This window comes from Mycobacterium sp. (genome assembly GCF_032162105.1).
GTDB lineage: Bacteria > Actinomycetota > Actinomycetes > Mycobacteriales > Mycobacteriaceae > Mycobacterium.
In genome coordinates this window covers 1-4,498 of the sequence record NZ_JAVRPS010000640.1, presented here as the reverse complement: position 1 = coordinate 4,498, position 4,498 = coordinate 1, and the positions used below count along the sequence as shown (strand labels likewise).

Below are 4,498 nucleotides of genomic sequence, written 5' to 3'. Positions count from 1 at the left end.
GCGGCACGATGAACGACTTGATCGCCGCGCGGCCAAGCGACTTGTCCAGCGTCGCCCACACCACGATGTGGCTGGCCCGCGAACCCGCGGTCACGAAGATCTTCTCGCCGTTGATCACGTACTCGTCGCCGTCGAGCTTCGCGGTCGTCGATACCGCGGCCGAGTCGGAGCCGAAGCTGGGTTCGGTGATGGCCATCGCGGCCCACACCTTGCCGAGGCGCTCGAGTTGCTCGTCGGTCGCCACGCCGGACAGCGCGGCGTTGCCTAGACCCTGAAAGGGAATCGACAGCACCAGCGCAACGTCGCCCCAGCTGACTTCCATCGCGTTGAGCACCGCGGACATGTTGCCGCCGTTGACGTTTCCGTGCTGGGCTTCGCCGTCACGGAACGCCTCGGCGCCGGCCATGGCGAAGACCTTGGCCTCGGAGATTCCCTCGAAGAGGTTGGCCAGAGTGTCCAATTCGACCGGGTAGGCGTGTTCTTTCAGGTCGTACTTGCGGGAGATCGGGCGCAGCATCTCGGCGGCACCCTGATGGCCCTTTTCGATGACGTCCTGCAGCTTCTTGGGCAGTTCCAGATTGATTGCCATGACAAGTCTTCCGTTCTTGTTGGTCGGAGACGGCTAGAGGACGACGACACCCTCGGCGACGCCGAGTGCCCGCAGATCGCGATACCAGCGTTCGACCGGGTGTTCCTTGGTGAAGCCGTGACCGCCCAGCAATTGCACGCCGTCCAGTCCGATCTGCATACCCTTGTCGGTGGCGAACCTCTTGGCCAGCGCGGCTTCCCGCGCGAACGACAGTCCCTGCTCGGCGCGGGCGGCGCCGCGCCAGGTGATCAGGCGCAGCCCGTCCAGTTCGATCGCGATGTTGGCGCACATGAACGCGACCGACTGACGGCGGGCGATCGGTTCGCCGAACGCCTCGCGCTCCTTGACGTAGGGGATGACGTAGTCGAGCACCGCGTGTGAGGTGCCCACGGCCAGTGCGGCCCAACCCAATCGGGCCAGCGCGATGGCTTCGGAATAATCGCTGTCGACCGCGCCGTCCTCGCCCAGGCGGTTCTCCAGCGGCACTGCGACGTTGTCGAGCTCTACGCGGCCCAGCGCCGCGGCGCGGATGCCCATGCTCGGGTCGGCCGTGACCGTCAGCCCCTTGGTCTCGGCTTCGACGATGAACATCGCCGGCTTGCCGTTGAGTTGCGCGCCGACGATGAACAGTTCGGCGTTCGCCGCGGCGGGCACCAGTGACTTGACGCCGGACAGCCGGTAGCCGCTCGGCGTGCGCACCGCGGTGGTCTTCAGCGCAGTCGGGTCGAACAGCGCGTGCGGTTCGGCGATCGCGACGCATGCCTGCGGGACGTTCTCACCGGCGAACTCGGACAGGTAGGTGGCCTGCTGGCCGGAACTGCCCCAGTGGGTGAGGGCCGCCGCGACGCCACCGGGGGCCAGGATCGGCAGGGCCAGGCCCATGTCGCCGTAGGCCAGCGCCTCGGCCACCAGGGCGTTGGTCACCGTGTTGCGGTGAGCGGCGATGCCGTCGAAGTCCTCGGGGATGTTGATGGCGGTGATGCCGAGTTCGGCGGCCTTCGCGATCAGGTCCGCCGGATGGGCGGCGGCATCGTCGGCGTCGTATGCGGCGGGCCGCAGGATCTCCGCGGCGAACTCGCCGACCGTCTCGAGGATCATCTTCTGGTCCTCATCGGGGGCCAGGTCGAAGTAGTCGGCGCCGCTCGGCCGTAGGCGCGTCGGCGCCTTGCCAAGGCCCTGTACCCGCTTGAACTGACGTGTCGACGCACCGATGGTGGAGAACGCCGTCTTGACGCCGTAGCGCAGCCCACGGTTGAGCGGGTCGCGCAGCCCGTGCCTGTCCAGGAACTCCTGACCCAGGAACGGTGTGATCAGCGCCAACCCGATGTCGGTCGCTGTCCGCTTGTGCCGCTGCAGGCCCACGCCGCTCTCGGATCCGGAGCGTTTGGGGCGCTGCTTGGTGCCGTTCTTGTCCGGCAGGGTGTTGGTCATTTGCAGCCTCGCGTCGTTGGGGCAGTGCTTCTGGACCGTATCTTACTCTCGAGTAAGGTCAGCTGTGCCTGTTGGCCGGGTCACACCGCAGACAGCCTGGTCAGCACCCGGTCGTGCAACAGGCCGTTCGTCGCCACCGCGCTGCCGCCGTGTGGGCCAGAGGTGCCGTCGACGGTGGTGAACGACCCACCCGCTTCGCGCACCAACACGTCGAGCGGTGCCAGGTCCCACAGCTTCACCTCGGGCTCGGCGGCGATGTCCACCGCACCCTCGGCCACCAGGCAGTACGACCAGAAGTCGCCATATCCGCGCACCCGCCAGACGGCGTCGGTGAGATCGAGGAAGTTCGATCGCCGTTCACCCCAGCCGGTGGTGAGGTCGGAGAACGACAGGCTCGCCGATCCGATGTCGTCCACGCCGGACACCGAGATCGCGCGGGGGGTGCCGCGGAACGACGTGAAGGCGCCCTCGCCGGTGCCTGCCCACCACCGCCGTTGCATTGCAGGCGCGCTCACCACGCCGACCACCGGAACGCCGTCCTGCAGCAGCGCGATCAGCGTCGCCCACACCGGCACCCCTCGGACGAAGTTCTTGGTGCCGTCGATCGGATCCAGGACCCACTGCCTGCCCTCGAAGACCGCGGTGCCGCCGTACTCCTCGCCGAGAACCGCGTCGTCCGGCCGATGTTCGGCGAGCACGCCGCGGAGGAGTTCCTCCGCCGACCGGTCGGCATCCGTCACCGGGGTCAGATCGGGTTTGGTCTCGATCCGAAGGTCCAGCGCGCCGAACCGATCCAGGGTCAACGCATCGGCGCGGTCGGCCAACTGCAAGGCCAGAAGGACGTCGTCGGCGATTGAGCTCATGGCTGCAGTCCTACCATGGTCGATGTGTGGGAATTCGCTGTGCTGTTGCTGTTGCTCGGTGCCATCGCATTGATAGTGGTGCCGCGGATGCGCAAGGGGGGCCCACGCGGCGGCCCAGGCAGGGAGCTGATGCACGGCACTCTGCTGGTTACCGGCGTCAGCCCTCGCCCGGATGCCGACGGCGAACAGTTCGTCACCATCACCGGCGTCATCAACGGCCCCACCGTCAACGAGCACGTGGTTTATCAACGGATGGCCGTGCCCGTGACCGCCTGGCCGTCGATGGGCCAGTTGGTGCCCGTCGTGTACTCCCCGAAGAACCCCGACAAATGGGGCTTCGCGCCGCCGGAACCGCTTGAGCCGCCGCCGCCTGCGCCGTACAGCTAGAAGCCGGTACTGGCGTCATGCGAGGTATCGCCTTCAGCCATGTCGACGTCTTCAGTCAGTCCCCGTTCGGGGGCAACAGCCTGCCGGTCTTTCCCGACGCCCCGGACCTGAGTGCTGAACAGATGCTGCGCATCACGCAGGAGATGCGGCACTTCGAAGCAATCTTTCTCCAACCGACGGATCAGCCGGGCACTGTCCGCGCGAGGATATTCGATCTGTTCGGCGAATTGCCCTTCGCCGGACACCCGGTCATTGGAGCGGCGGCCGTCCTGCACGAGCGTTCCGGAGTGGTTGGTGCGCAAAGTTGGCAATTCCAATTGGCCGGCAAGACAGTCGAAGTCACCACGGACGTCACGGCTGGAAGCTACTCAGGTCTGCTGGATCAGGGCGCCCCGGAGTTCTTGGGATCGGTAGACGACGTTGCGCGGGTCGCCGCTGCGTTCAATCTCGCTGCTGATGATCTCGCGCCGGACCTACCGCTGGAAGTCGTGAGCACCGGGCTTCGCTACCTCATCGTGCCGGTCCTGCCGGGCGCGTTGGCGCGGGCTCGAATCTCTCGCGACATCACGGAATTGGTGCAGGGTGCGGGCGCCGAGTTCGCCGTCTTGCTCGACGAGGCGGCCGTCGAAGTCCGGCATTGGAACAACGACGGAATCGTCGAGGATGTCGCGACGGGTAGCGCCGCAGGGACGATCGGCGCCTACCGGCTGCGCCATGGACTGGTCCGCGGTGGCGACACGTTCATCCTGAATCAGGGCCAATATACCGGCCGCCCAAGCACTTTGCGCGTGCAGCCGGTGGGCAGCGCGAATCGTATCGAGACGGTGAAGGTGGGCGGCGACGTCGCCTTCGTCGGGCATGGCGTCATCGAAGCCCTGCCGTGAACTTCACCGGATCGTCTACGCGGCGTGTTTGGCGATGGCGATGCCGATGTCGACTTCCATTGCGCTGCGTTGGAACCGTACGGGGCCGGGTAGTGGTGGTGCGGTGGATTGGTGGCGGGCTCCGGTGGGTGTGATGAATTCGGCGTGGTGACACCCGGTTTCATCCTGGGTGGTGGTGACTTTCCAGCCGGGTGCTTCCTTGGCGTAGTTACACGCTTCGCATGCCCCGAGCCCGTTGACGCCACTGGTGCCACCACCGCGACCGTGCGCGGTGGCGTGGTCGTGGTGGCGGATCGGGGCGTCGCAGTATGGGGTGCGGCAGGTGTCGTCGCGCAGGTCGATGA

General features: G+C 66.7%; 5 protein-coding genes and 1 pseudogene. 2 read left to right on the top strand and 4 right to left on the bottom strand.

Annotated features, from left to right (window positions below):
• The 3 genes from QOC69_RS32325 to hisN form a co-directional block, all read right to left on the bottom strand.
• The coding region (locus QOC69_RS32325; RefSeq protein WP_526446575.1) for an acyl-CoA dehydrogenase family protein at positions 1-589 on the bottom strand (589 nt) is incomplete at its 3' end.
• Between the two features lie 33 nt (positions 590-622).
• Positions 623-2,020, bottom strand: coding sequence for an acyl-CoA dehydrogenase family protein (locus QOC69_RS32320; protein ID WP_526446574.1), 1,398 nt, complete (start codon positions 2,018-2,020; stop codon positions 623-625).
• 80 nt (positions 2,021-2,100) lie between these two features.
• The gene (hisN, locus tag QOC69_RS32315) at positions 2,101-2,883 is read right to left on the bottom strand and encodes a histidinol-phosphatase (RefSeq protein ID WP_526446573.1); all 783 of its coding nucleotides are present in this window, start codon (positions 2,881-2,883) and stop codon (positions 2,101-2,103) included.
• A gap of 24 nt (positions 2,884-2,907) precedes the next feature.
• Here hisN and QOC69_RS32310 point away from each other — a divergent pair, with 24 nt between their 5' ends.
• Positions 2,908-3,270 (top strand): hypothetical protein, encoded by a 363-nt coding sequence (locus QOC69_RS32310; protein ID WP_526446572.1) that lies wholly within the window; start codon positions 2,908-2,910, stop codon positions 3,268-3,270.
• Positions 3,271-3,287: 17 nt separating this feature from the next.
• Positions 3,288-4,154, top strand: coding sequence for a PhzF family protein (locus QOC69_RS32305; protein WP_526446571.1), 867 nt, complete (start codon positions 3,288-3,290; stop codon positions 4,152-4,154).
• Between the two features lie 15 nt (positions 4,155-4,169).
• Here the strand turns inward: QOC69_RS32305 and QOC69_RS32300 are convergent.
• Positions 4,170-4,498, bottom strand: a pseudogene (locus QOC69_RS32300) (HNH endonuclease); the annotation flags it as partial.